This window comes from Antarctobacter sp., from assembly GCF_048262615.1.
Taxonomy (GTDB): Bacteria; Pseudomonadota; Alphaproteobacteria; order Rhodobacterales; family Rhodobacteraceae; genus Antarctobacter.
Map to the genome: position 1 here is coordinate 117,793 of NZ_JBLXFB010000004.1, position 23,989 is coordinate 141,781.

A 23,989-nucleotide genomic window follows, 5' to 3' on the forward strand; every position below is an offset into this window, starting at 1 on the left:
CCCTCAGGGGATCACGGCGGCGCTGCGCGCGGCCTCATTGTCGGCGGGGGCCACGCCAAGCGCGTCTTCGACCAGTTGGACCAGCGCCGCTTCGCGCGCATCGGTGATCCCGTCGGCCCATGCCACCTGCCACAGCGCCTGCACTGTCTCGACCCGGTGGGCATAGTCGACATTCTCACGGATCAGCGCCGACATGCGGGCGTCATCGGTGATCTCATGGGCCAGCCGTTCACAGGTGGCGCGCATCTTGGCCGCCTCAACCGGGTTGAGGCCAAACGCCTTGGACAAGGTGCGGTCGATCTGGCTGATTTCCTCAAACAGATAGGTGTTGTCGGCCCGCGCGACCCTCACCAGCAGCGTTCCCAGCGCCAGCTTGGCGTCGGGTTCCGGCAGCGGTTCCGGTTTGCGCGGACCGTGGTGGAAAAAGGTTTTCAAACGCTCGAACATGGGCGGCACTCCGCAGGATCTGGCTTTGGTTAACACGGTCCGCGCGATGGCGTCACGCGCCTCCTGCGGAGAGGTTCGCGAATTGCGCCGACAGTGTTTTCAGCGCCGCGTCCAGCCCCCAGGGCGGGTTCACGACGAACAGGCCAGAGCCGGTCATCCGGTGTCCTTCGCGCGCCGGGGGAAAGGTGACCTCGTGGCGTAGGCCGTCCGGGAAATGGTCCTGCAAGGCGCGCAGCATGGGGGTATGGGGCGCGTCGGTCAGCAGCGGATACCACAAGATCATGACGCCGACGTTCCATTTCCGCGCCACCTGCGCCATCGCCTTGGGCACCGTGGCGTAGTCGGTCTTGACCTCCCAGCTGGGGTCGATCAGCAGCAGGCCCCGGCGCGGATCGGGGGGGCAGAGGCTCTGGATCAGGGCGAAACCGTCCTCGTGATAGACCCGCGTATTGGGCGCGCGCGCCACCTGTTTCAGGGCGATGTGTTCCTGCGGGTGGAGTTCGGCGAGGTGCAGCCGGTCGGTTGCGCGCAGCAGGCTTTGGGCGATCAGGGGGGAGCCGGGGTAGGCGGCGTCGCCGTGGGTGTCCCGCACATGGGCCAGCGCGCGGGCATAGGGGTGGTCGGGTGGGAACCACGCGGAGGCGAGGGTAATCCCCTTGGCCGCCTCCCCGGTTTTTTGCGCCTCCGTGCCCGAGAGATCATAGATGCCCCGGCCAGCGTGGGTCTCTATATAGGTGATCGGCTTGGGCTTGCGGGTGAGGTAATCGAGGCACCAGGCGAGGGCCGCGTGCTTGTGGACGTCGGCAAGGTTTCCGGCGTGATAGGCGTGTTGATAAGACAGCATGGGCCTCGGGTAAGGGCTTGGGCCGTCACTGGCAAGTGGGATCGGGCGGATGGCGAGGTGATTTCGGGGGTGTCCACGCGTGGACAGCTTTGCGGGTGTGTAAAATCAATGGGTTACAGAGACGTTTTCAGGTTTTGTTAAGGAGTCGGGGGTGGTGATGGTGTCGCGTGGTGGGTTGAAAACCCACCCTACGGGCGCTTGGTGCATGGGCAGGTCATCGCCGTTGCAGCCGCCACGCCGGGGTGTTTTCCCATGACGTGACGGCCCAAAGGGGGCGATGTCAGCCGCGCCGGACGCTGTCGACCATCAGCATCTTTTCCGCCTTCTTTTGCGCGCGGCCGCGCCATGCGGGGTACGCAAGGAAGGGTGATACGAAAAACCCGATAATCAGAAAATTGAGTAGAAAAACGATCAGCGCGCGGCCCCAAAAGCCATGAACGGCGAAATAGATCGGGCCGAACGGGAAGGCCCAAAGCCAGCTTGCGCCGGTTGAGTCGTCGAAGGTGTCGGCGAGCACGTCTGCCTCGGCCTTGTTGGCGACGGCCTCATTCTGGAGGCGTTGTACGCGGTCGGTGGAAGTGGTGTCTGTCATGGGCTACCGCATTGAACACGCTTGGGTTTGCGCGGGGTCGGAGGGTCTGCAATTCCGTTTTTCCGACAAGTTTCAGTTCATCGTGGCTGGGGCGGGGGTGGTTTGAATCGGGCGTTAAGCGGTGTGTTGGTTGTGGTGAGGGATTCGCGGTTTGGGCCGGTGGGGGGGCGTTGCGCGCCGATCTATCCTCGGATGAAGCGCGAAGCCCCCGGGCGCGGGACAAGGCCGCAGGCCGCCGCGCCAGCGCCGACCCGCCCCCCGGGGCGGCGCTTTGGTCAGGTCTGGATGGGCCGGTGAGGGCACACGGACTTGGCTGGGATAAACTGCCGAATTGGGAGGTTTGGAGCGCCACCCCGCGGGTCGGCGCTGGAGCGGCCGTTCAAGTCTGCGTATCGTCCAGCGTTCCAGTAAAAAAGAGGGGAATTCGAGAATCTAGCGCAGTCAGCGACAACTCGTCTTCGACGTGAACGATCACTTCAGAAAACCTTTTTTCAGGCAAAATATCCTGAACCAAGTGCATGCTAAGTGTATTTAAAACGTGTGTCATTTGTCGACTTGCTTTCAATGTCCAGTCTAGCCAGGACAAGAAAACTTCTGTTCCAGTTTTATCTTTCTGTTTTGCAAAATCTTCAATGGCGCAATCGAACATTGTAGCTTCCCCAAAAGGAAAGAAGCTATCTCCTTCATGGCGATGGAAGTAGAGTTTTTTTGAAAATTTCTCGTTGCCATGGGGAAGAAATTCTAGAGCGCGTGCCGGAAGTGAGTGGTTGGTCGAATAGTCTCTAAGAAATTTAGAAATCGCGTAGCCATCCAAGTTCTTTAGGATTTCAATCTCTGTCCATATCGTGGAGATTTCTTTCAGAAGGGCAATATTCCTTGAGCGGGATTTTTCTAGCCTCTTTCTAAATCCGGAAATGCCATCTATGGCCTCAAAGGACTTTGCGCTTAGAAGTCTCGCTAGGGTGTTGGTGTGAATTCTCCACTTTTGGAGCGCGTGCTCGTCGCTGGGTTTTGACTCGTATGCGGAAAGGTAAATTCCTTGCACTACACGAATTTCGTTTCCGGTGTGACATGCGACTGCCAATAGGGCTGCGAATTCCTTTGGAAGCTTGCTGTATTCTTCTTTGGTCAGTTCCAGTAGCGAAAGTGCTGTTGACCCCATTTCTGACACTAGCCCCTCAAACCAACCGCGACACATCCTTCGCCGCCCGCACAAAATCCCTGAAAAGCGGATGCGGGTCAAAGGGTTTCGACTTTAGCTCGGGGTGGAACTGGACGCCGATGAACCACGGGTGGTCGGGCCATTCGACGATCTCGGGGAGGCGGTCGTCGGGGGACATGCCGGAAAAGCGCAGCCCGCAGGCCTCCAGTTGATCCTTGTACTTGATGTCGACCTCGTAGCGGTGGCGGTGGCGCTCGTCGATGGCGGTTGTGCCGTAAACCTCGGCCACCTTGGAGCCCTCTTTCAGCACCGCGTCATAGGCGCCAAGGCGCATGGTGCCGCCTTTGGCGTCGTCGGGGCGGCGGTTGACCTTTTCGTTGCCCTGCACCCATTCCTTGAGGTGATAAACAACCGGTTCAAAACGCTTTTCGCCGGATTCGTGGTCAAATTCCTCGGAGCCCGCCTTGGCGACACCGGCGACGTTGCGCGCCGCCTCGATCACCGCCATCTGCATGCCAAGGCAGATGCCCAGATAGGGCACCTTATGTTCGCGGGCGAATTGCGCGGCCTTGATCTTGCCCTCTGTGCCGCGCTCGCCAAAGCCGCCGGGCACCAGAATGGCATCGTATTTCTCAAGGTAGGGGGCGGGGTCTTCGCTCTCGAAGGTTTCGGCGTCGACCCATTCCACGTTGACCTTGACCCGGTTGGCCATGCCGCCGTGGGTCAGCGCCTCTGCGATGGACTTGTAGGCGTCTTCAAGCTGGACGTATTTGCCGACGATGGCGACCGTGACCTCCCCCTCGGGATTGTGGATGCGGTCAGAGACGTCTTCCCATTTGGTCAGGTCGGGCTTGGGTGCGGGGCTGATCTGAAAGGCGTCGAGGACGGCCTGATCCATGCCTTCGCGGTGGTAGGCCAGCGGGGCGTCGTAGATCGATGACAGGTCCTGTGCCGCGATGACGGCGTCGGGGCGGACGTTGCAGAACAGCGCCAGCTTTTCGCGTTCTTTCTGCGGGATTGGTCCTTCGGAGCGGCAAACAAGGATATCGGGGGCCAGACCGATGGAGCGGAGTTCCTTGACGGAGTGCTGGGTCGGCTTGGTCTTCAACTCACCGCTGGCCTTGATGAAGGGCAGCAGGGTGAGGTGCATGAAGATACACTGGCCGCGCGGTTTGTCCTGACTGAACTGGCGGATCGCCTCGAAAAACGGCAGGCCCTCGATGTCGCCGACGGTGCCGCCGATCTCGCAGAGCATGAAGTCGACTTCGTCTTCGCCGATGGAGATGAAATTCTTGATCTCATCGGTGACGTGGGGGATCACCTGGATCGTCTTGCCGAGGTAATCGCCCCGCCGCTCTTTTTCCAGCACATTGGTGTAGACGCGGCCCGAGGAGATGGAGTCGGTCTTGCGCGCGGGGACGCCGGTGAAGCGTTCGTAATGGCCAAGATCCAGATCGGTTTCGGCGCCGTCGTCGGTGACAAAGACCTCACCGTGCTCAAAGGGCGACATGGTGCCGGGGTCGACGTTCAGATAGGGGTCCAGTTTGCGCAGGCGGACTGAAAAGCCGCGTGCCTGTAGCAGCGATCCGAGCGCCGCCGAGGCCAGACCCTTGCCAAGCGAAGACACAACGCCGCCAGTGATGAAGATAAAGCGTGCCATGTGGGCGATCCCGTGATTTTGCCTGTCGTACCGGCGTTTTGGTCCTGACCCAAGCGTGTCCGGATCTGGGGTCCGGCTGGGCCAATTCATGCGCTCCCGCTGCCAGAATGGCAGCAGCATCACGGGATTAAACCGATAGCGGATTCGGAACGATTTGTCCAGCCAACCGCAAGATGCTGTTGCGGTTGGTGAAAGTTATGCAAACCCTAGTGGGGTGGGTGTCAGTCGGCGCGCGGCACCAGCGGCGCGTCGGGATCGGTGTCCGCGGCGGGCGGCGGAATCAGCGCGCTGGGGTCGATGCCATCGAGTCCGGGGGCCGGTGCGTCGGCAGAGGCGGGCGCGGAGGTGCCCAGCCGGTCGAGGATCGAGGTGCCCGAGGCATTGCGCGCCGAGATGACGGTCAGCGTGATCGAAGTCACGATAAACGCCACGGCGAGGATCCAGGTCAGTTTGCCCAGAGCGGTCAGCGGCGCGCGCTGGCTCATGGCGCCACCGCCGCCAATCCCCAGCCCACCGCCTTCGCTGCGCTGGAGGAGCACGACGCCGATCAGGCCAAGGGCCAGAAGCAGGTGCACGATGAGGATGACGTTTTCCATGGGGCCAGCGCCTTTCGGTCGGTTTCGGGGTCATTTAGGCGAAGGTGAGGGGCGGTGCAAGCGACGAAACTGTTTGGCGGGTGGCGGGTGGCTCTGTTTGGCCTGCGGCCAAAGGCGCCCACCCGCCAACCCTTGGGTCGGGGCGGGCGGTCTGGGGGATTGTTCCGGACGGCGGGCGGGGGCATGCTGCGGCTATGCCCCATGATCACGCAGACGATGCCCCGCCCCACAGCCTGTTGCCGCCTGAGCCTGCCTTGCGGGTCAGGGCGCTGGAGACTTTGTTGACCCGCAAGGGTCTGGTCGATCCGGCGGCGATGGATGAGATCATCGAGACTTATGCGCACAAGGTGGGGCCGCGCAACGGCGCTGCGGTGGTGGCGCGGGCCTGGGTTGATGCGGATTTCCGCGCGCGTCTGTTGGCGGATGCGACGGCAGCGGTGGCGGAGATGGGATTCGCCGGGCGGCAGGGGGAGCATATGGTGGCGGTCGAGAACACGCCCGAGCAACACAATATGGTCGTCTGTACGCTGTGTTCCTGTTACCCGTAGCCGCTGTTGGGGATTCCGCCGGGGTGGTACAAATCCGACGCCTATCGGGCGCGGGCGGTGCGCGAACCGCGCGCCGTTTTGGCGGAATTCGGCGTGACCCTGCCAGAGGGCCAGCGGGTGCGGGTCTGGGATTCGACCGCCGAGGTCCGTTACCTCGTGCTGCCGATGCGGCCCGAGGGCACGGGCGGCATGGATGAGGCGGCTTTGGCGGGTTTGATCAGCCGCGATGCGATGATCGGCACCGCGCTGGTGGCGGCCCCCACATGAGCCGGGTGCATGACATGGGCGGGCGGTTTGGCGATGGGCCAGTGCTGCCCGCGCCCGAGGATGCCCCGGTGTTTGAGGCGGACTGGCACGGGCGGGCGCTGGCGCTGACCCTTGCGGCGGGGGCCTTGGGACAGTGGAACCTTGATATTTCGCGGCACGCGCGCGAATGCCTGCCGCCCGGCGACTACATGGCGTTTTCCTACTATGAAAAGTGGCTGGCGGGGTTGGCCGATCTGCTGGTGGCGCGGGGCGTTGTCACGCGCGCGGAACTGGCGGGGGCGGTGCCTGCGGACTCAACGCTGACAGACAGGCGGTTAAAGCCCGAGGCGGTGGCGGGGGCCTTGGCGCGGGGCGGACCGGCGTCGCGCGACGGCGCTGCGCCGCGCTTTGCCGCAGGAGACAGGGTGCGGACGCGGCGGCCTTCGCGCAATGTGATGGTCGATGGCGGGCATACCCGCCTGCCGGGCTACGCGGCGGGGCTGGTGGGGAAAATCGAATTGCTGCACGGCTGCCACGTCTTCCCCGATGCCAATGCGCATGATCTGGGGGAACGGCCAGAGCCGCTGTACACGGTTGTCTTTGACGCGGGCGAGGTCTGGGGTGCGGCGGAGTCCCCCGGCGATACGGTCAGTTGCGATCTGTGGGAAAGCTATCTGGAGCCATTGGCATGAGCGCGCCTTCGCCGGTGTTCGAGGCCCCGTGGCACGCCGAGGCCTTTGCCCTTGCGGTCGCGCTGGAGGCGGCTGGCGCATTCACATGGCCGGAGTGGACGCAAGTGTTTGGCGCGGTGCTGGCCGAACATGGCGCGGCCAAGGATCTGGACGGCGGCGAAGATTATTTCCGCGCATGGGTGGCCGCGCTGGAGCGGATTTGCGCCGCCAAGGGGATTGCCGGGGCCGACGATCTGGAGGCGCTGCGGCAAGCGTGGGAACGGGCCTATCTGTCGACGCCGCATGGGGCACCAGTGCGCATCGACGCCTAGCCGACAAGCTTTCCGCCGACATAGGTGGCCGCGATGGCGCGGTCGTCACCCATCATGATGGTGGGAAAGAGCGATTCCCAGATGTCGCCCGCGCGTGCATTGCGTTGGGCGATGGCAGCGGTGGAGGCAAGGTCCAGCGCGATGAAATCCGCCTCTGTGCCGGGGGCCAGCGTGCCGATCCGGTGATCCAGCCGCAGCGCGCGGGCGGACCCGGCGGTGGCCAGCCAGACCAGTTCGGCGGGGTGCAGGGCGCGGCCCCGCAACTGGGCGATCTCATAAGCCGCCGCCATGCTGCGCAGCATGGAAAAGGACGACCCGCCGCCGGTATCGGTGGCCAGCCCGATGCGGTGACCGTCACGCGTCAGCCCGTCCATGTCGAACAGACCCGATCCGATGAAGGTATTGGAGGTCGGGCAATGGATCAGCGCGGCACCGACCTCTTGCAGGCGGTGGGCCTCGCGCGGTTCAAGGTGGATGGCATGGCCATACAGGCCGTTTCCGCCCAACAGGCCGGCGCGCTCATAGGTATCAAGGTAATCGCGGGCCTCGGGGAACAGCGATTTCACCCAAGCGATTTCGTCCTCCTGTTCGCTGAGGTGGGTCTGCATCAGGCAATCGGGGTGTTCGGCCCAGAGTGTCCCCAGCGCCTGTAGCTGCGCGGGCGAGGAGGTGGGCGAAAAGCGCGGCGTGATGACGTAGGACAGGCGGTCCTGCCCATGCCAGCGGGTCAGCAGCGCCTTGCTGTCGTCATAGGCGCTTTGCACGCTGTCGCGCAGCCCCTCTGGCGCGTTGCGGTCCATGCAGGTCTTGCCGCCCAGCACCCGCATGCCGCGCGCGCGGGCCGCCTGAAACAGCGCGTCGACCGATCCGGGGTGGATGGTGCAATAGCTGCACACGGTGGTGGTGCCATTGGCCAGCAGCAGGTCCAGATAGCGGCCCGCGATCTCTGCCGCATAGGCCGGATCGCCAAAGCGCATTTCCTCTGGAAAGGTATAGCTGTTGAGCCAGTCGATCAGCCGCTTGCCCCAACTGGCGATCATGGCGGTCTGCGGATAATGGGCATGTGCGTCGATGAACCCCGGCAGCAGCAGCGCCGCGCCGTGATCGGTGACGCTGGCATAGTCGCCCTTGCGCAGGGCGTCGGCCTCTCCCAAGGCGGCGACCACGCCATCCTCGACCACCAGCGCGCCTTGACGGCTGTGACGGGCGGCGTCGAGCCCGTCGTGGAACGGGTCGCCGGTAAAGGTCAGCGTCTGACCAAGGTGCAGGTGCCGTTTGCTCATGCAGCAAAGCCTAGGCGCGGTTGAGAAAAAGGTAAATCTCTGATGCCCCCCTGTCGCCCGCTCTGCGCATGACTTATTGTCGGGGCAAAGCAGGTTGAGGGCACAAAACATGGCCGAAGAGCTGGAGGCAGACACCACAGACGCGCCCGAGCGCGACGACGCCTATGCGCTGGACCGCAAGGCCGTCGCGGCGATTCTGTATGCCGTCGATATCGAGGACCGCGAACAGCTGATCGAGTTGATGGAGCCGCTGCACGCGGCGGACATCGCCGACCTTCTGGAACAGGTGAACGCCTTTGATCGCGGGCGGCTGATCCGTCTGTACGACAAGGAAATCGACGGCGAGATCCTGTCGGAACTGGATGAGACGCTGCGCGAAGAGGTGATCGCCGCACTGACGCCGCAGGTTCTGGCCGAGGCGGTGCGCGAACTGGACACCGACGACGTGGTCGATCTGGTCGAGGATCTGGAGACCGCGCAGCAGGACGCCATCATCGACGCGCTGGAGGCCGGGGATGCGGCGGCGGTGCGCCAGTCGCTGGCCTATCCGGAGTTCTCCGCCGGGCGCCTGATGCAGCGCGAGGTTGTGATGGCCCCGGAATACTGGAGCGTGGGCGACGCCATCGACTACATGCGCAGTTCCGAACACCTGCCCGAGCAGTTCTATCATGTGATCCTTGTGGACCCCAAGCTGCGCCCGGTGGGCAACGTGACGCTGGGCAAGATCATGTCCTCGCGGCGCGATGTGCTGCTGAAACGGATCGTCGAAGAGACCTTTCACACCATCCCGGTGACACGGGATGAGGGCGAGGTGGCCTATGCCTTCAACCAGTATCACCTGATTTCCGCGCCCGTGGTGGATGACAACGACCGGCTGGTGGGCGTGATCACCATCGACGACGCGATGGCGGTGCTGGATGAGGAAAACGAGGAAGACATCCTGCGGCTGGCCGGTGTGGACGGTGAAAGCCGCCTGTCGGACAAGGTGATCGAAACCACCAAACGGCGCTTTCCCTGGCTGGCGGTGAACCTGTTGACGGCGGTTTTGGCCTCGCTGGTGATCTCGCAGTTCGAAGAGGCGATCACGCAGGTGGTGGCGCTGGCGGTGCTGATGCCGATTGTCGCCTCGATGGGTGGCAACGCCGGCACCCAGTCGCTGACGGTGGCGGTGCGGGCGCTGGCGACCAAGGATTTGACCGGGTCGAACATCTGGCGGGTGATCCGGCGTGAGGTCGCGGTGGGGCTGATCAACGGGCTGGCCTTTGCGGTGATCATGGGGATTGTCGGCATCGTCTGGTTCGGGTCGCTGCAACTGGGCGGGGTGATCGCGGTGGCCATGGTGGTCAACCTTGTGGTCGCCGGGCTGGCCGGGATCGCGATCCCGGTGATCCTTGAAAAGGCCGGGGTGGACCCGGCGCTGGCCTCGGGGGCCTTTGTGACAACGGTGACCGATGTGGTCGGCTTCTTCGCCTTCCTCGGGCTGGCCGTCGTGGTGCTGTTGTGACGCTGGAGGCGCGCAAGGCGGCGGCCCGCAAGGCGGGCTTTGCCCGCCGTCAACAGGCCTTCGACACGCAGATGCCCGGCGCGGCAGGCAAGCTGAGCGAGGTGCTGGCCGGCTACCGCGGTGTGCCGGTGTCCGGGTTCCTGCCGATCCGCACGGAAATCGACCCGGTGCCCGCCATGGCAGAGGCCGCGGCCCACGGCCCTGTCGGCGTGCCGGTGATCGTGGCCAAGGCAACGCCGCTGAAGTTTGCCCGGTGGGAGCCGGACTGCACGCTGGTCGAAGGCGCGTTCAAGGTGATGATCCCCGACCCGGCAGAGTTCCTCGAACCGGAGGTGCTGGTCGTGCCGCTGGTGGCCTTTTCACGCAGCGGCGGGCGGCTGGGCTATGGCGGCGGCTTTTACGACCGAACGCTGGAGATGCTGCGCGCCAAGCGACCGACGCTGGCCATCGGCTTTGCCTTCTCCGCGCAAGAGGACCGCGACCTGCCGCTGGAACCCACCGATCAGCCGCTGGACATGATCGTGACCGAATCCGAGGTCATCACCCCCAAGGGCTGACCTCAGACCGGCGGCGCGGGCGGCTTGGCCCGCAGTTCCAGCCGCCGTTCCCGCTCGAACACATACAGACCAGAGGCGACGATGATCGCGATGCCGACCCATGTCAGCGGCGTGGGGAAATCGCCAAACGCCAGATAGCCGATCACCGTGGCCCCCACGATCTCCAGATACTGCAACGGCGCGATGGTGCCCGCGGGCGCAAGGCGCAGCGCATAGGTCAGAAACAGATGTGAGATCGTCGCCACCACGCCAACCCCCAACAGCGTCCACACCGCCCGCCCCGCAGGCCAGACCGGGTCGAAATAGAGGTTGCCCGTGCCGTTGAAGATCAGCAGCGGCGGCAGGATCAGCAGCGTCGCCGCCAGCGCCGTGTGCCCCTGCAAGACCAGCGGATGCAGCCGCCGCGCCATGGCGCGCGTCATCAGCATGTAAACCGAAAACAGCGCCGCCGTGCCCAGCGGCAACAGCGCCACCAGCCCCAGATCGGAAAAGCTGGGCCGGATCACCAGCAATGCGCCGCCAAAGCCCACCGCGCAGGCGGTCAGGCGACGCCAGCCCACCGGCTCGCCCAGAAACACCGCCCCCATGAGGATCAGCACAAACGGCTCGACAAAAAAGATCGAGATGGCATCGGCGATCGGCATGTAGCGCAGCGCGGTAAAGAACATCCCCGTCGCCACCAGCAGCGCCGCCGCGCGCACCAGATGCAGCGCGGCATCGCGTAGGGTCACACGCTGACTGTGGCCCAGAAGGGCGGCCAGCGGCATCAGGATCGCCACCTGAATGGCAAAGCGGAACACAAGGATCTGCGGCACCGGCACAACCTCCGGCGTGGCCTTGGCCAGCGCGTCCATCATCGGCGCGAACAGGCAAAAGGCCAGCATGAAGACAATGCCTAGGGTGGTGCGGTCAGGCGGGCTGGTCATGGTGGCCTCAAAATGGTCTGCGGCGCCAGATGACCCGCGCCGCCGGTGAATGTCAAAGCGCATCGCCCCGGTTTCTTCTGTCCAGAAATATTCCCGGGGGTGAGGCGCGCAGCGCCGAGGGGGCAGCGCCCCCTTGCCCCGCTCTCCTCCGCGCTCAGGGCAGCAGCGACAACCAGATCCACGCGGTGATCACCGACAGCGCCGTGGCGATCAGCACCGCCGAGGCCGCCACCCGCCGCGCCCGTCCGTACATATTGGCAAACACATAGGTATTGATGCCCGGCGCCATGGCGGCGGTCAGCACCGCAGAGCGGAACGCCTCGACCGACAGGCCGGTGAGCGTGCCCAGCGTCCATGTGATCGCCGGATGCAGCACCAGTGAGACCGCGCAGATATAGGCGATCACCCGCCCGTCGCCCTGCGGCTTGTAGCGGCACAGCACCCCGCCCATGCCGAACAGCGCCGCGGGCAGGGCGGTGCGGATCATCATGTCCAGCGCGTCGGTGGCCACCGAGGGCAGTTGCAGGTTCGTCAGGTTGGCGAACAGCCCCAGACCGATGCCGATCACCAGCGCATTGCGGAACATCGCCCGCCCGACCTTGGCCGGCAGCGCCCGGTTCGAGATCCCGGCAGAGCGGGCGCGGGCAATCTCCATCGCGGTGATGCCGATGCCGTAGCAGAACGGCGAATGCAGCGCGACAATCACATAGTTGGCCTGCAAGGCATCGGTGCCGTAGGCGCGTTCGGTCAGCGCAAGGCCGATCATCACCGAATTGGCAAACAGACAGCAAAACCCGATGGCCACCGCGTCCTCCCAGTCGCGCTTGAACAGGTAGCGCGCGCCTAGCAACCCGGCGGTAAACCCGGTGGCCGACCCGGTGTAAAAGCTGACCAGCAGCCACGGGTTGAAATCGTCGCCCAGTTCCAGCGTCCAGATCGCGCGGAACAGCAGGCAGGGGATGGCAAAGCTCTGGGTAAAGCTCATCAGCCCGTCGACGCCGGACTCGGAGAACCAGCCTTTCCAGACCGCGCCGTAGCCGGCGGCAATGACCAGAAACACCGGCAGGATGACGTCAAGCAGCGCCTGCATGTCAGCGGGTCTTTCGGTTTGGATCAGAGGGCATAGCGCAGGACCATGCCGTCATAGGCCGGGGTGATATGCGCGGCGGTCTCTGCGTCGAGTTCGGCATAATCGAGATCGATGTGCATATTGGTCAGCACCGCGCGGCGCGGTTGCGCCCGCGCGATCCAGTCCAGCGACAGGGCGAGATGCGCGTGGGTCGGGTGCGGCTTGCGGCGCAGCGCGTCCAGCACCCAGCAGTCAAGGTTGTCCAAAACGGGCCAGACGTCCTCGGGGATGGTCGCCACGTCGGGCAGATAGGCCAGATCGGCGATGCGGAATCCCAGCGCGTCGATGCTGCCGTGGTTGACCTCGAACGGGGTGAGGGTGATCTGACCGCCCGCGCCGTCGATGCTGAAGGGGCCCTTGATGGTGTGCAGGTTCAGGATCGGCGGATAGGGAGAGCCTTCGGGCTGCACAAAGGCATAGGCAAAGCGCGACAGCAGGTCGTCCTGGGTGTCGCCATCGGCCCAGACGTTCAGCCGCTCCCGCGTGTTGAAGACGATCTGGCGCAGGTCGTCCAGCCCGTGGGTATGGTCGGCGTGGCCATGGGTCCAGACCACGGCGTCCAGTTTGCCGATCCCGGCGTCCAGCAGTTGCGCGCGCATGTCCGGGGTGGTGTCGATCAGGACGGTGGTGGTGCCGTCTTGGGTTTCGCGTTCGACCAGCATCGAGCAGCGGCGGCGGCGGTTTTTCGGATTGTCCGGGTCGCAGTCGCCCCAATGGCCGCCAAGGCGCGGCACGCCACCCGAGGACCCGCAGCCAAGGATGGTAAAGCGCAGCTCACCGCTCATGCGTTGGCCTCATTGGTCGTGTCCGCCATCCATGCGGCGGCCTTGGCAAAGAGGCGGTCAAAGTTGGCTTCGGTCTGTTGGGCGAAATCGTCGTAGCCGAGGCCAAAGACCTCGGCCCCCTTGCGGGCGGTGTGGGCCACGTATGCCGGTTCATTGCGTCGTCCGCGATGGGGCGGCGGTGCAAGGTAGGGGCTGTCGGTTTCGACCAGAATACGCTCGACCGGGGCGGCGGCAAAGATGTCGCGCAGCTCTTGCGATTTCGGGAAGGCGGCGATGCCCGACATCGACAGGTAGAACCCAAGGTCCAGCGCCGCCCGCGCCAGTTCCGCGCTGGAAGAGAAACAGTGCATGACGCAGGTGTAGGGCTGCGCGCGGTAGCCTTCGGTCAGGATGCGGGCCATGTCGTCGTCGGCGTCGCGGGCGTGGATGATCAGCGGCAGGCCGGTGTCCTGCGCAGCTTCGATATGGATGCGCAGGCTTTGCTTTTGGATTTCCGCGCTGTCGGCGGTGTAGTGGTAATCCAGCCCGGTCTCGCCGATGCCGACGAATTTGGGGTGTTTGGCAAGGGCCGCCAGTTCGTCGAGTGTCGCCAGCGGTTCATCGGCGGCGGACATCGGGTGGGTGCCTGCGGCGTAAAACACCGGGGCGTTTGCCTCGGCGATGGCGCGCACCTGCGGTTCCAGCCGCAGGCGGGTGCAGATGGTGACCATGCGGTGCACCCCGGCCTCAACGGCGCGGGCGATGACCTCGGGGCGTTCCTGATCGAAGTCGGGGAAATCGAGGTGGCAATGGCTGTCGGTAATGGCGGGAACGGTCATGACGGATCCTTGGTTGCCCGTGGTATCTAGGATGGGGCGGGGAGGGTCAAGACGGCGGCCGCGACTAGGGCGCGCCCAGCCCGGCGGGGCGGGCGACCGGGCGCAGGGTGAACGGATCGGGGCGGAAACGCGGGTCGCGCGCGACCGGGCGCAGCGAGGAGTCCGGGGCCTGCGCCGTGGGCGGCCCGCGCTCTGGATCGGGGACTATCGGGTCCGGTGCGGGGGCGAGGGGCGTTTGCGGCTCTGGGTCGGGTTGTGGGTCTGGCAATGGCTCTGGCTGCGGGGCGGGCTGCGGCTCTGGCTCCGGTTCCGGAAGTGGGTCCGGGTCGGCGGGCGCGGGTGCGGGCAGAGGGGCCGGCTGAGGGTCGGGGGCGGGTGCCGGTGCGGGGGCGGGCGCGTCAGCCGGCAAAGGCGCGGGATCAGGGGGCGCGGCCCTCTCTGGTGTCGGTGGGGGCGGAGGCGGGGGTGGCGCTGCCGGTGTGGTATCCACCTGCGGCAGCGCGCCGTTTGCGGGCGCGACCAGTGCCGCGCCGGAGACGCGCGGCGCGGCGGGCGCGCTGAGGAGCGCCGCGCGCGAGGTCTGCAACTCTGTCGCGGCAAAGGGCGCGGGCAGCACCAGCGCATTGGGCACGTCGCCTGTCACCACCGGGCGCGGGCGCGGCGTGGGGTCGGGCGCGGGCGGCACGGCTGGCGCGTCAGGCGTTGCGGGTGCGGGTGGCGCGGGGAGGCGTGCGGGCGCTTTGGCCTCCGCCACCGGGGGGCGCGGCGCGGCCTCTGCCGGGGGCGTGGCGGGCGTTTCGGGCAGGTCGGCCTCTGGCGCGCGGTCCCATGCGGCGACAAGATCGCTCAACCCCGGCGTGACCGGCGACAGGGCCAGCGCCGGGTCGGGCGGCTCTGCCTCGGGACGGGCGATCACGGCGAGGATCGCAAGGTGGACCGCCAGCGCCAATGCAACGCAGACCAGCGCCTCGATCAGCCGCACGCGGGTCATTGCGCCGTCTTTCCGGTGGTCACAAGATCAACCCGCCCCGCGCCCGCCTGCGCCAACGCCGACAGCACCCGCGCCAAGGCGGCTGCCTCCGTCCGGCCGTCGGTTTGCAGGCGCACCGGACCAGACCCGGCGGCGGCGGTGATGGCGGCCTCGCCGCGCAGCGTGCCGAACGACACCAGCCCCGAGGGCGCAAGGATCAGGACCGAGCGCATCGGGCCGGGCGCGTCCTCGACCGACAGCTTGCTGCGCCCGGCGCTGCCGGGATCGGCGAATTGCGCGGTCATCAGGAAAAAGATCAACAGCAGGAAGACCACGTTGATCATTGGCACAACGGGTTCAGCCCGCGCCTTGGGCGGACCGGGCCAGAACCGGCGGGGCGTGCTGAGCGGGACGCGGGCCATTGCGCTATTCCACCACGGCGAGGCGCGCAAAACCAGCCTCGCGCAGGGTGTCCAGCACCTCGACCAGCCGGTCGACACCGGTGCCGGGGGCAGGGCGGAGGACAATAAGGTCGTCCGGTGCGGCCATGAGCGGGCCAAGCGCCGTGGGCAGGTCGGGCACTGGCAGGCCATTGAGCGTGACGCCCGATGGCAGCACGGTCACAAGGCGCGGCGGGCCGGTATAGGGTGCCTCACCGCCCGGCGCGGCCAACAGCAGCGAAATGCCATCGGTTCCGCCAAAGCGCGCCACCAGCATAAAGAACACCAGCAGCAGAAAGACCACGTCAATCATCGGGGTCAGGCTGGGGCGGCGGCGGCGCGGAGAGACGGGCAGGTTCAACATGGGATCAGGCCGATTGCCCTTCTTCATCCTCGACATAGGCCCAGGGGGTTGTGAAGACGCGGGTGACCAGATCCTCAAGGTCATGGGCCAGCCGGTCGGCCATGCCGTCAAAGATCGACAACATGACACTGGCGGGGATCGCCACGGCCATGCCTGCGGCGGTGGTCAGCAGCGCCGCCCAGATGCCGCCCGCCAGCGCCGCCGGATCGGCCTGCTGGCCGCTGTCCTGCAAGGCCTGAAACGCGTCGATCATACCCAGCACCGTGCCCAGCAACCCCAGAAGCGGCGCAATGGTCACGACAAGGTCCAGCATCCGCAGGCCCAGCCGGGTTTCGTTCAGCACGGCGCGGGCCTGCCGTGCGGATTCCTCGCGGGCGTCTTCCTCGGGGATCGACAGGCGCGCCTGCATCGCGGCCTGCACGACGCGGGCGCGCGGCGCGGGGTCAAAAGAGATATGCGACATCGCCAGCGTGGTCTGTCCCTGTCCCCAGAACCGCAGCGCGGTCTCTGCGCCTTCGCGTTTCCATGTGCCCCGGCGGAACATCTGCCAGAGTTTCCACAGGACGAGGCTTAGCGTCAGGACCGACAGGACAGCGATGGCCCAGAGCGCCGGGCCGCCACGGTCGAGGAACTGGGTGATTGTGCTCAGCATAGAGGGGCCTTCCGCGTGGGGGCGAGGGTGCCTGTGTCAGTGATCTCATGAAATGGCTTTTGGGGCGAGGGTGTCTTGCGCGCGCCCCCGCATGCCCCCTCGGCGCGCGCCGGAAAAACAGATTTGGCAGCCCGACATGGGAACTGATGGGACCGGACATGGGCCGAGATGGAACAAGCGGGGGATTTGATGGTCCGGACTGGGCGGAGACAGCCAAAACGGGCGAAACCCTGCCGAGTCACCGGGATTCGCCGCGATTTTTGATGAGTCACACCGGCATTTGAGGCAGAAAGCGCCTGTCGACCGGCGTGATCAGGCCTTCTGACCGCGGCGATCGTGGTTTTTCTGGGCTCTGATGAGATTTTTTTCTCGGCCATGGGTTCGTCTATATCTTGTGTGCATGTGGCGGGGCGCTCGCTAGGTCTGCCCGGATTTCGCCATCCTGAAGGGATTTTGCCCTAATTTTATGGGCCTGGCTACCGCTCGGATGAGCAATTTCCCACAAAAAACTATTGAATACCATTCCTTCCCATGGCATCCATGGTTCACACGATGAGAACGGCAGCAAGGGCATCCAAGACCCGGCACTGAACTCAAATAATAACAAGAGCAGGTTTCATACAGGCGCACGCTCTCATCGTGACACAAGGATCCGGCGCGCGGGCGAGCAGACATCCCCCCAGGTGGCGCGCGCAGTCGGAGACACCCGCATAGCGGGTCCAGCGGCGGGTTGATCAATGGCAGCTGATCAACCCGCCGTATTTCGTTTCAAAACGGGGGATTGAAGGGGCCGAGGGCAGTGAGCCGCAGGCTGAGGTTCAGAGGCGAACATCGACTGAAGGTCGATAGCAAGGGGCGGATGTCCATTCCGGCCGAATTTCGCCGTGTCCTCGCAGCGGGTGACCCCGACTGGAACCCCGAGTCCAAGGAAAACGCGAACCCCAGCCTTGTGATCGTGACAGGTGACCCGCGGCAGGAATGCCTTGAGGTCTATACCGTCGAAGAGATCGAGAGCATCGAGGCCCGCATCGAAAAACTGAAAGCCGGCCCCGGAAAAGCGGCGCTGACGGCGGTCTATTCCTCGGGGGCCACGCCCGCGACGGTGGATGAGACCGGGCGTCTGGTGCTGTCGGCGCGGTTGCGCACGCGATTTGGGATCGGCTCTGAGGCGTGGGCGGTGGCAAGCCTGAACAAGTTCCAGATCTGGAGCGCCGACCGTTACGTTCCGACCGATGCGGTCGAGGCGGATGACCTGGCAGTGGATCTTCCCGAAGACCCAATGGAACTGCTGGATGCGCTGGAGGGTCTGTGATGGCCCGGCCCGCTGCGACATCCGGCGGCGCACCCCATGTTCCGGTGCTGTTGCGCCCGCTGTTGGCGGCGGTGGCGCCGGTCACAGGCGTGTGGATCGACGGCACGCTGGGCGCGGGCGGATATGCGCGCGGGCTGCTGGAGGCCGGGGCCGACAAGGTGATCGGCATCGACCGCGATCCGCTGGCGCATGAAATGGCGCGCGAGTGGGGCGCCGAATACGGCGACCGGCTGACCCTGTGGCAGGGCAATTTCGCGCAGATGGACAAGGCGGCAGAGGCCGTCGATGGCGTGGTGCTGGATCTGGGCGTGTCCTCGATGCAGCTGGACCGGGCCGAGCGCGGCTTTTCCTTCATGAAGGATGGTCCGCTGGACATGCGGATGGGGCAAGAGGGGCCGACGGCGGCGGATCTTGTCAATTCGGTCGAAGAGGCCGAGCTGGCCAATATCCTGTTCATCTATGGCGAGGAACGGCAATCGCGCCGGATCGCCCGCGCCATTGTGCAGGATCGTCCCTTTGACCGGACCTTGCCGCTGGCCGAGTTGATTGAGCGGGTGCTGGGACGCACCAAACCGGGGCAGGCCCATGCGGCCACCCGCAGCTTTCAGGCGCTTCGGATTGCGGTGAACGGCGAATATGACGCGCTGTGGCAGGGGCTTATGGCCGCCGAGCGGGTGCTGAAACCCGGCGGGTATCTGGCGGTTGTGACTTTTCATTCGGTCGAGGACCGAATGGTGAAACGCTTTTTCCAACTGCACGGCGACAAGAAAACCCATGTGAACCGCTACGGCGACCAGACCCATGAGGCGACGGACCCCTTTACGGTGCTGACCCGCAAGGCGGTGGGGCCGGATGCCGAGGAACTGGCACAGAACCCGCGGTCCCGGTCCGCCAAGCTGCGGGTCGGGCGGCGGACAGAGGTCGCCGCGCGCCCGGTCGAGGCGGCGGAACTGTCGATGCCAATGATGAAACAGACACCAAGGAGAAGATGAAATGCGCAGCGTCCTGTTCCTGCTTGCCGCCATGGCTGTCATCACCTCCGGCTATTGGGCCTATTACGAAAATTACCGCACCAAGGCGGAACTGGATAATGTCGAGGACCTGCACCGCGAGATCGGGGCGGCGCGCGAACGTCTGGCGATCCTGCGCGCGGAATGGGCCTATCTGAACCGGCCCGACCGGCTGCGCGATCTGGCCGAGCTGAACTTTGACCGGCTGGGCCTTTTGCCGCTGCGCCCGGATCAGTTTGGCCGCATCGATCAGGTGGCCTATCCGCAGCCCGAGGTTCTGGACATCACCAAACCCGTCGACGTCACCTCTGCCGGAGCGACAAACCCATGACCCGCACGCCGCTGCGCCCGCTGGCGCGCATCCTTGAGGCCCGCCAGAAGGGCGAGAATCCCGACGTCATCGAGCGCGAGAACCGCAGGCTGCGGCATGAAGAGATCCGCGACCGGCTGCGGCTGCGCGCCGAAGGCCGCCTGCTGGTGCTGGCGGCCTTGTTTGTCTGTGCCTATGGCGTCGTCGGTGCGCGAATGGGGATGCTGTCGGCCTCTGAACCGGCAGAGCCGCGCGCGCAGGCCACCGGGGCCTCGATTATCGCGACGCGGGCGGATATCACCGACCGGCATGGCCGCATTCTGGCCACAAACATGTCGACCCACAGTCTGTATGCGCACCCGAACCGGATGGTCGATCCGGTGCGCGCGGCGCAGGAACTGGCGGCGATCTTTCCCGATCTCGACGGCGACAAGCTGACCGCCCGCTTTACCAACCCCAAGACCAAGTTCCTGTGGGTAAAGAAGAAACTGAGCCCCGAGCAGGTGCAGGCGGTGCATGACATCGGTGAGCCGGGACTGTTGTTCGGCCCGCGTGAGATGCGGCTGTATCCCAATGGTGCGCTGGCGGCCCATGTTCTGGGCGGGGCCAGCTTTGGCGACGAAGGTGTCCATGCGGCCGAGGTCATCGGCACGGCGGGCATCGAGAAATTCTTTGACGCGGAAATGCGCGATCCCGCCCGGCAGGGTGTGCCGCTGACGCTGTCTCTGGATCTGTCGGTGCAGGCCGCCACCGAAGAGGTGCTGGATGCGGGCATGAAGCTGCTGAACGCCAAAGGCGCGGCCAGTGTGCTGATGGATGTTTACACGGGCGAGGTGATCGCCATCGCCTCGCTGCCCGATTTCGACCCGAACGACCGCCCCCGTGTGCCGATCGCGGGTGAGAATCCGGGCGACAGCCCGCTGTTCAACCGCGCGGTTCAGGGACTGTATGAACTTGGCTCGACCTTCAAGATATTCACCGCCGCGCAGGCGCTGCAACTGGGGTTGGTCAACCCCCAGACGATAATCGACACCTCGCCCCCGTTTGAGGTTCTGGGCTTCAAGGTGGGTGAGTTTCAGGGCAAGAACTATGGCAAGCTGACCGTCGAGGACGTGATTGCGCGCAGTTCGAACCGGGGCACCGCCAAGCTGGTCATGGCCATCGGGCGTGGGCGGCAAAAGGACTTTTATGGCAACCTTGGCATGTTCGATCCGGCGGCGCTGGAGATTGTCGAGGCCAAGCGCGCCAAGCCGTTGATCCCCGACCGATGGACCGATCTGTCGGCGGTCACAATCTCTTACGGTCACGGAATCTCTGTCTCGCCGCTGCATCTGGCGGCGGGGTATGCGATGCTGGGCAATGGCGGCCACGTGGTGCAGCCGACGCTGTTGAAACAGGATGGCCCCCGCTTGGGGGACAAGCTGTTGCGCGATGAGGTGGCGACGCAGGCGCTGACCATGCTGCGCAAGGTTGTAAGCGACCAGAAAGGCACCGCGTCCTTTGCCGAGGTGCCCGGCTACCGCGTCGGTGGCAAGACCGGAACGGCGGAAAAGCCCAAGCGGAGCGGCGGCGGGTATCACAAGGACAAGGTGATCGCGACCTTCGCGGCCTTGTTCCCCACCGATGCGCCGCGGTATGCGCTGGTGGTGATGCTGGATGAGCCTGTCGAAACCTCCGGGTCCAAGCCGCGCCGCACCGCTGGCTGGACGGCGGTGCCGGTTGCCGCCGAGATGATCACGCGGATTGCGCCGCTTCTGGACTTGCGTCCTGAGTATGATACGGGGCAGGTGAAAACGTTGACGACGGCCTCTGATTAGGGCCGCTTGGACGCGGTGCCGCCTGCCGTGCGGCTGAACCAGACAGACAGCCGGGGGCGAGCAAAACATGGCGTCGGAACGCAGCATCCTGACCAAGAGCCTGTCACAATTGGGACTGACCGCCCGAGGCGGGCGCGAGGTCGAGGTGACAGGCCTTGCGGTGGACAGCCGCGAGGTGCGCGCGGGCTTCCTGTTTGCCGCGCTGCCGGGCACGCGGGTGCATGGCGGTGAGTTCATCCAGTTCGCCCTGCGCATGGGGGCGGCGGCGGTGCTGACCGACGCGGCGGGCGCAAAGATCGCCGAGGCAGAGCTGGCGGCGTCGAACGCCGCGCTGGTGATTGCCGAAGACCCGCGTCAGGCGCTGGCCTATACGTCGGCTCTGTGGTTCGGGGCGCAGCCCGATACGGTGGTGGCGGTGACGGGCACCAACGGCAAGACCTCGGTCGCCAGCTTTACCCGGCAGATCTGGCAGGAACTGGGTCTGCGGGCGGTCAATGTCGGCACCACCGGGGTCGAGGGCGATTGGCAGACACCGCTGAAACACACCACGCCGGAACCGATCACCCTGCACCGGGTATTGGCGGGGGCGGCGGACTCCGGTGTGACCCATGCGGCGATGGAGGCGTCCAGTCACGGGTTGGCGCAACGGCGGCTGGACGGGGTGACGCTGGCGGCGGCCGGGTTCACCAATTTCACGCAGGATCATCTGGATTACCACGAAAGCTTTGACGAGTATTTCGCCGCCAAGGCGGGGCTGTTCGCGCGGGTGCTGCCCGAGGATGGCGTGGCGGTGATCAACATCGACGATCCGCGCGGCGTGGACATGTTGGCCATCGCGCGGGCGCGCGGTCAGGAGGTGATCACCGTGGGCCGCGAGGCGGCGGACCTGTGCCTTGAGGCGCAGCGCTTTGACGCCACCGGGCAGGAAATCCGGCTGAGCTTTGAGGGCACCGTGCGGCAGGAACGCCTTGGCCTGATCGGCGGCTTTCAGGCGGAAAACATTCTGGTCGCGGCGGGGCTGGTGATTGCCTGCGGCGGCGACCCGGAAGATGTGTTCGACGTGCTGCCCCTGCTGGGGACGGTGCGTGGGCGGATGCAACTGGCGGCCAAGCGCGACAACGGCGCGGCGATCTTTGTCGACTACGCCCATACTCCGGACGCGGTGGCGACCGCCTGCAAGGCGCTGCGCCCGCATGTCATGGGGCGGCTGATTGCCGTGGTCGGCGCGGGGGGCGACCGGGACCGCGGCAAACGCCCGCTGATGGGCATGGCCGCCACGGCAAACGCCGACAGCGTGATCGTCACCGATGACAACCCGCGCTCCGAGGACCCCGCCCTGATCCGCGCGGCGGTGATGCAGGGCGCGCCCGAGGCGCTGGAAGTGGCCGACCGGGCCGAGGCGATCCTGCGCGGCGTCGACGGGCTGGGCCCCGGCGACGCGCTGCTGATCTGCGGCAAGGGCCATGAGACCGGGCAGACCGTGGGCGATACGGTGTACCCTTTTGATGACGTGGAACAGGCCAGCATCGCGGTGGCGGCGCTGGACGGGAAGGGGCTATGAGCGCGCCTTTGTGGACCTCTGCCGAGGCGGTCGCCGCCACCGGCGGCAGCACCCCCTGCGACTGGACCGCAACGGGCGTGTCGATCGACACCCGGACCCTGAAACCCGGCGATCTGTTTGTCGCCCTGAAGGCAGAGCGCGACGGGCACGATTTCGTCCAACAGGCGCTGGACAAGGGCGCGGCGGCGGCCTTGGTCAGTCGCGTCCCCGAGGGGGTGGACGACACCGCCCCGCTGTTGCTCGTCAAGGACGTGCAGGCCGGGCTTGAAGCCTTGGGGCAGGCCGCGCGCGCCCGCACCCGTGCGCGCGTTGTTGCGGTGACAGGCTCTGTCGGCAAGACCTCGACCAAGGAAATGCTGCGCACGGTTCTGGCCGCGCAGGGCCGCGTCCATGCCGCCGAGAAAAGCTATAACAACCACTGGGGTGTGCCGCTGACACTGGCGCGGATGCCTCGGGACGTGGATTTTGCCGTGATCGAGATCGGCATGAACCATCCCGGTGAGATTGCGCCGCTGGCCCGTCTGGCGCGGCCGCATGTGGCGCTGATCACGATTGTGGCCCCCGCGCACCTTGCGGCCTTTGACAGCGTCGAGGGCATCGCGCGCGAAAAGGCCGCGATCTTTGACGGGCTGGAACCCTACGGCACCGCCATCTTCAACGGCGATCTGGCGGTCAGCCCCATCCTGCGGCAAAAGGCCGGCGAAGGCCGCCGTTTCGCTGTCAGCTTTGGCGAGAAGGCCTGTAACCAATACCGTTTGTACCGGGTCACGGTGCGCGATTCCTGTACCGTAGCCGTGGGCCGGGCCGGGGTCGAGACGCGGCTGTTCAAGGTGATGGCGCCGGGGCGTCATTTCGCGGTCAATGCCATTGGGGCGCTGGCGGTGTCCGATGCGCTGGGCCTTGATCCGGCGCTGTCGGTCATGGCGCTGGGCCAGTGGGAGGCAGGGGCCGGGCGCGGTCAGCGCGAAAAGATCGCGCTGGACCCGGTGGATGCCCGCATCAGCGTCGAGCTGATCGACGATGCCTATAACGCCAATCCTGCCTCGCTGGCTGCCTCGCTGGAGGTGCTGGCCGCGGCGGAACCCCGGCACGGGGTTGGCCGCGTCGCGCATGGCCGCCGGATTGCCTATCTGGGCGACATGAAGGAACTGGGCCGCAGCGAAGTGGCGCTGCACCGCATCATTGCGCAGAACCCCGCGCTGGAGCGTATCGACACGGTGCATTGCATCGGCCCGCTGATGCAGCACCTGTGGCGCGATCTGCCACCGGCCAAGCGCGGTCACTGGACCGACACCGCCGACAAGATGGCCGAACGGGTGGCGCGTGATCTGGACGCGGGGGACGTTGTGTTGGCCAAAGGCTCGCTCTCGATGGGGGTGGGGCGCGTGGTTGACGCCATCCGCAAATTGCGCCAAGCGACACCGGATCTGGAAGGCTAGGAAGGACGAGGGCC

The 23,989-nt window shown here is 65.6% G+C and carries 25 protein-coding genes and 1 pseudogene; 11 read left to right on the forward strand and 15 right to left on the reverse strand.

The annotated features are described in order from the left end of the window. Window positions 1–3: 3 nt before the first annotated feature. From ACN0S5_RS06010 to secG, 6 genes are all read right to left on the reverse strand, one after another. Window positions 4–447: a TerB family tellurite resistance protein gene (locus ACN0S5_RS06010; RefSeq protein ID WP_417206926.1), complete on the reverse strand. Its 444-nt coding sequence runs from the start codon at window positions 445–447 to the stop codon at window positions 4–6. Window positions 448–499: 52 nt separating this feature from the next. Beyond that, window positions 500–1,291 (reverse strand): 23S rRNA (adenine(2030)-N(6))-methyltransferase RlmJ, encoded by a 792-nt coding sequence (locus ACN0S5_RS06015; RefSeq protein ID WP_417206928.1) that lies wholly within the window; start codon window positions 1,289–1,291, stop codon window positions 500–502. Window positions 1,292–1,571: 280 nt separating this feature from the next. Further along, window positions 1,572–1,883: a DUF2628 domain-containing protein gene (locus tag ACN0S5_RS06020; protein ID WP_417206930.1), complete on the reverse strand. Its 312-nt coding sequence runs from the start codon at window positions 1,881–1,883 to the stop codon at window positions 1,572–1,574. Between the two features lie 379 nt (window positions 1,884–2,262). Beyond that, on the reverse strand, window positions 2,263–3,054 hold the full coding sequence (locus ACN0S5_RS06025) for a hypothetical protein (protein ID WP_417206932.1): 792 nt from the start codon (window positions 3,052–3,054) through the stop codon (window positions 2,263–2,265). Window positions 3,055–3,061: 7 nt separating this feature from the next. Next, window positions 3,062–4,705 carry a CTP synthase gene (locus ACN0S5_RS06030; protein WP_417206934.1) on the reverse strand — a complete coding sequence of 548 codons (1,644 nt, stop codon included), beginning with the start codon at window positions 4,703–4,705 and terminating at the stop codon, window positions 3,062–3,064. Between the two features lie 221 nt (window positions 4,706–4,926). Then, window positions 4,927–5,301 carry a preprotein translocase subunit SecG gene (gene secG / locus ACN0S5_RS06035; protein WP_417206936.1) on the reverse strand — a complete coding sequence of 125 codons (375 nt, stop codon included), beginning with the start codon at window positions 5,299–5,301 and terminating at the stop codon, window positions 4,927–4,929. Between the two features lie 194 nt (window positions 5,302–5,495). Between secG and nthA the strand changes: the two are divergent. The 3 genes and pseudogenes from nthA (at window position 5,496) to ACN0S5_RS06050 (ending at window position 7,098) form a co-directional block, all read left to right on the forward strand. Further along, window positions 5,496–6,116, forward strand: a pseudogene (nthA, locus tag ACN0S5_RS06040) (nitrile hydratase subunit alpha). Continuing rightward, complete coding sequence (gene nthB / locus ACN0S5_RS06045; protein WP_417206938.1) at window positions 6,113–6,787, forward strand: nitrile hydratase subunit beta; 675 nt, start codon at window positions 6,113–6,115, stop codon at window positions 6,785–6,787. Before nthA ends, nthB begins: the two are co-directional and overlap by 4 nt. Further along, window positions 6,784–7,098, forward strand: a complete 315-nt coding sequence (locus tag ACN0S5_RS06050; RefSeq protein ID WP_417206940.1) for a nitrile hydratase accessory protein — start codon at window positions 6,784–6,786, stop codon at window positions 7,096–7,098. The genes nthB and ACN0S5_RS06050 overlap by 4 nt, the downstream gene beginning before the upstream one ends. Here the strand turns inward: ACN0S5_RS06050 and guaD are convergent. After that, window positions 7,095–8,381 carry a guanine deaminase gene (gene guaD, locus ACN0S5_RS06055; RefSeq protein ID WP_417206942.1) on the reverse strand — a complete coding sequence of 429 codons (1,287 nt, stop codon included), beginning with the start codon at window positions 8,379–8,381 and terminating at the stop codon, window positions 7,095–7,097. The genes ACN0S5_RS06050 and guaD overlap by 4 nt on opposite strands. Before the next feature lie 109 nt (window positions 8,382–8,490). On the opposite strand from guaD, the gene mgtE reads away from it, so the two are divergent. Both mgtE and ACN0S5_RS06065 read left to right on the forward strand, forming a co-directional pair. After that, window positions 8,491–9,885: a magnesium transporter gene (gene mgtE, locus ACN0S5_RS06060; RefSeq protein ID WP_417206944.1), complete on the forward strand. Its 1,395-nt coding sequence runs from the start codon at window positions 8,491–8,493 to the stop codon at window positions 9,883–9,885. Further along, window positions 9,882–10,442 (forward strand): 5-formyltetrahydrofolate cyclo-ligase, encoded by a 561-nt coding sequence (locus tag ACN0S5_RS06065; protein WP_417206946.1) that lies wholly within the window; start codon window positions 9,882–9,884, stop codon window positions 10,440–10,442. The genes mgtE and ACN0S5_RS06065 overlap by 4 nt, the downstream gene beginning before the upstream one ends. A gap of 2 nt (window positions 10,443–10,444) precedes the next feature. Here ACN0S5_RS06065 and ACN0S5_RS06070 read toward each other — a convergent pair whose 3' ends face one another. The 8 genes from ACN0S5_RS06070 to ACN0S5_RS06105 form a co-directional block, all read right to left on the reverse strand. Beyond that, window positions 10,445–11,368, reverse strand: a complete 924-nt coding sequence (locus tag ACN0S5_RS06070) for a DMT family transporter (RefSeq protein ID WP_417206948.1) — start codon at window positions 11,366–11,368, stop codon at window positions 10,445–10,447. Window positions 11,369–11,522: 154 nt separating this feature from the next. Then, window positions 11,523–12,458 carry an AEC family transporter gene (locus ACN0S5_RS06075; RefSeq protein WP_417206949.1) on the reverse strand — a complete coding sequence of 312 codons (936 nt, stop codon included), beginning with the start codon at window positions 12,456–12,458 and terminating at the stop codon, window positions 11,523–11,525. 23 nt (window positions 12,459–12,481) lie between these two features. Further along, window positions 12,482–13,282: an MBL fold metallo-hydrolase gene (locus ACN0S5_RS06080; RefSeq protein WP_417206951.1), complete on the reverse strand. Its 801-nt coding sequence runs from the start codon at window positions 13,280–13,282 to the stop codon at window positions 12,482–12,484. Continuing rightward, a complete protein-coding gene (locus ACN0S5_RS06085; RefSeq protein WP_417206953.1) occupies window positions 13,279–14,100 on the reverse strand; it encodes a TatD family hydrolase in 822 nt (273 codons plus the stop codon). Before ACN0S5_RS06085 ends, ACN0S5_RS06080 begins: the two co-directional genes overlap by 4 nt. Before the next feature lie 64 nt (window positions 14,101–14,164). Beyond that, a complete protein-coding gene (locus ACN0S5_RS06090) occupies window positions 14,165–15,091 on the reverse strand; it encodes a hypothetical protein (RefSeq protein ID WP_417206955.1) in 927 nt (308 codons plus the stop codon). After that, a complete protein-coding gene (locus ACN0S5_RS06095; protein WP_417206957.1) occupies window positions 15,088–15,492 on the reverse strand; it encodes an ExbD/TolR family protein in 405 nt (134 codons plus the stop codon). Before ACN0S5_RS06095 ends, ACN0S5_RS06090 begins: the two co-directional genes overlap by 4 nt. 4 nt (window positions 15,493–15,496) lie before the next feature. After that, on the reverse strand, window positions 15,497–15,874 hold the full coding sequence (locus ACN0S5_RS06100) for an ExbD/TolR family protein (RefSeq protein WP_417206959.1): 378 nt from the start codon (window positions 15,872–15,874) through the stop codon (window positions 15,497–15,499). Between the two features lie 4 nt (window positions 15,875–15,878). Then, window positions 15,879–16,526 (reverse strand): MotA/TolQ/ExbB proton channel family protein, encoded by a 648-nt coding sequence (locus ACN0S5_RS06105; RefSeq protein WP_417206961.1) that lies wholly within the window; start codon window positions 16,524–16,526, stop codon window positions 15,879–15,881. 859 nt (window positions 16,527–17,385) lie between these two features. Here ACN0S5_RS06105 and ACN0S5_RS06110 point away from each other — a divergent pair. From ACN0S5_RS06110 to ACN0S5_RS06135, 6 genes are all read left to right on the forward strand, one after another. Then, on the forward strand, window positions 17,386–17,838 hold the full coding sequence (locus ACN0S5_RS06110) for a division/cell wall cluster transcriptional repressor MraZ (RefSeq protein WP_417206964.1): 453 nt from the start codon (window positions 17,386–17,388) through the stop codon (window positions 17,836–17,838). Further along, the gene (gene rsmH / locus ACN0S5_RS06115) at window positions 17,838–18,830 is read left to right on the forward strand and encodes a 16S rRNA (cytosine(1402)-N(4))-methyltransferase RsmH (protein WP_417206966.1); all 993 of its coding nucleotides are present in this window, start codon (window positions 17,838–17,840) and stop codon (window positions 18,828–18,830) included. Before ACN0S5_RS06110 ends, rsmH begins: the two co-directional genes overlap by 1 nt. A 1-nt stretch (window position 18,831) precedes the next feature. Continuing rightward, window positions 18,832–19,179 (forward strand): cell division protein FtsL, encoded by a 348-nt coding sequence (gene ftsL / locus ACN0S5_RS06120; protein WP_417206968.1) that lies wholly within the window; start codon window positions 18,832–18,834, stop codon window positions 19,177–19,179. Continuing rightward, window positions 19,176–20,975: a peptidoglycan D,D-transpeptidase FtsI family protein gene (locus ACN0S5_RS06125; protein WP_417206970.1), complete on the forward strand. Its 1,800-nt coding sequence runs from the start codon at window positions 19,176–19,178 to the stop codon at window positions 20,973–20,975. The genes ftsL and ACN0S5_RS06125 overlap by 4 nt, the downstream gene beginning before the upstream one ends. A gap of 67 nt (window positions 20,976–21,042) precedes the next feature. Beyond that, entirely contained in the window at window positions 21,043–22,536 is a 1,494-nt protein-coding gene (locus ACN0S5_RS06130; RefSeq protein WP_417206972.1) for a UDP-N-acetylmuramoyl-L-alanyl-D-glutamate--2,6-diaminopimelate ligase, read from the forward strand. Beyond that, a complete protein-coding gene (locus tag ACN0S5_RS06135) occupies window positions 22,533–23,975 on the forward strand; it encodes a UDP-N-acetylmuramoyl-tripeptide--D-alanyl-D-alanine ligase (protein ID WP_417206974.1) in 1,443 nt (480 codons plus the stop codon). The genes ACN0S5_RS06130 and ACN0S5_RS06135 overlap by 4 nt, the downstream gene beginning before the upstream one ends. Window positions 23,976–23,989 lie beyond the last annotated feature (14 nt).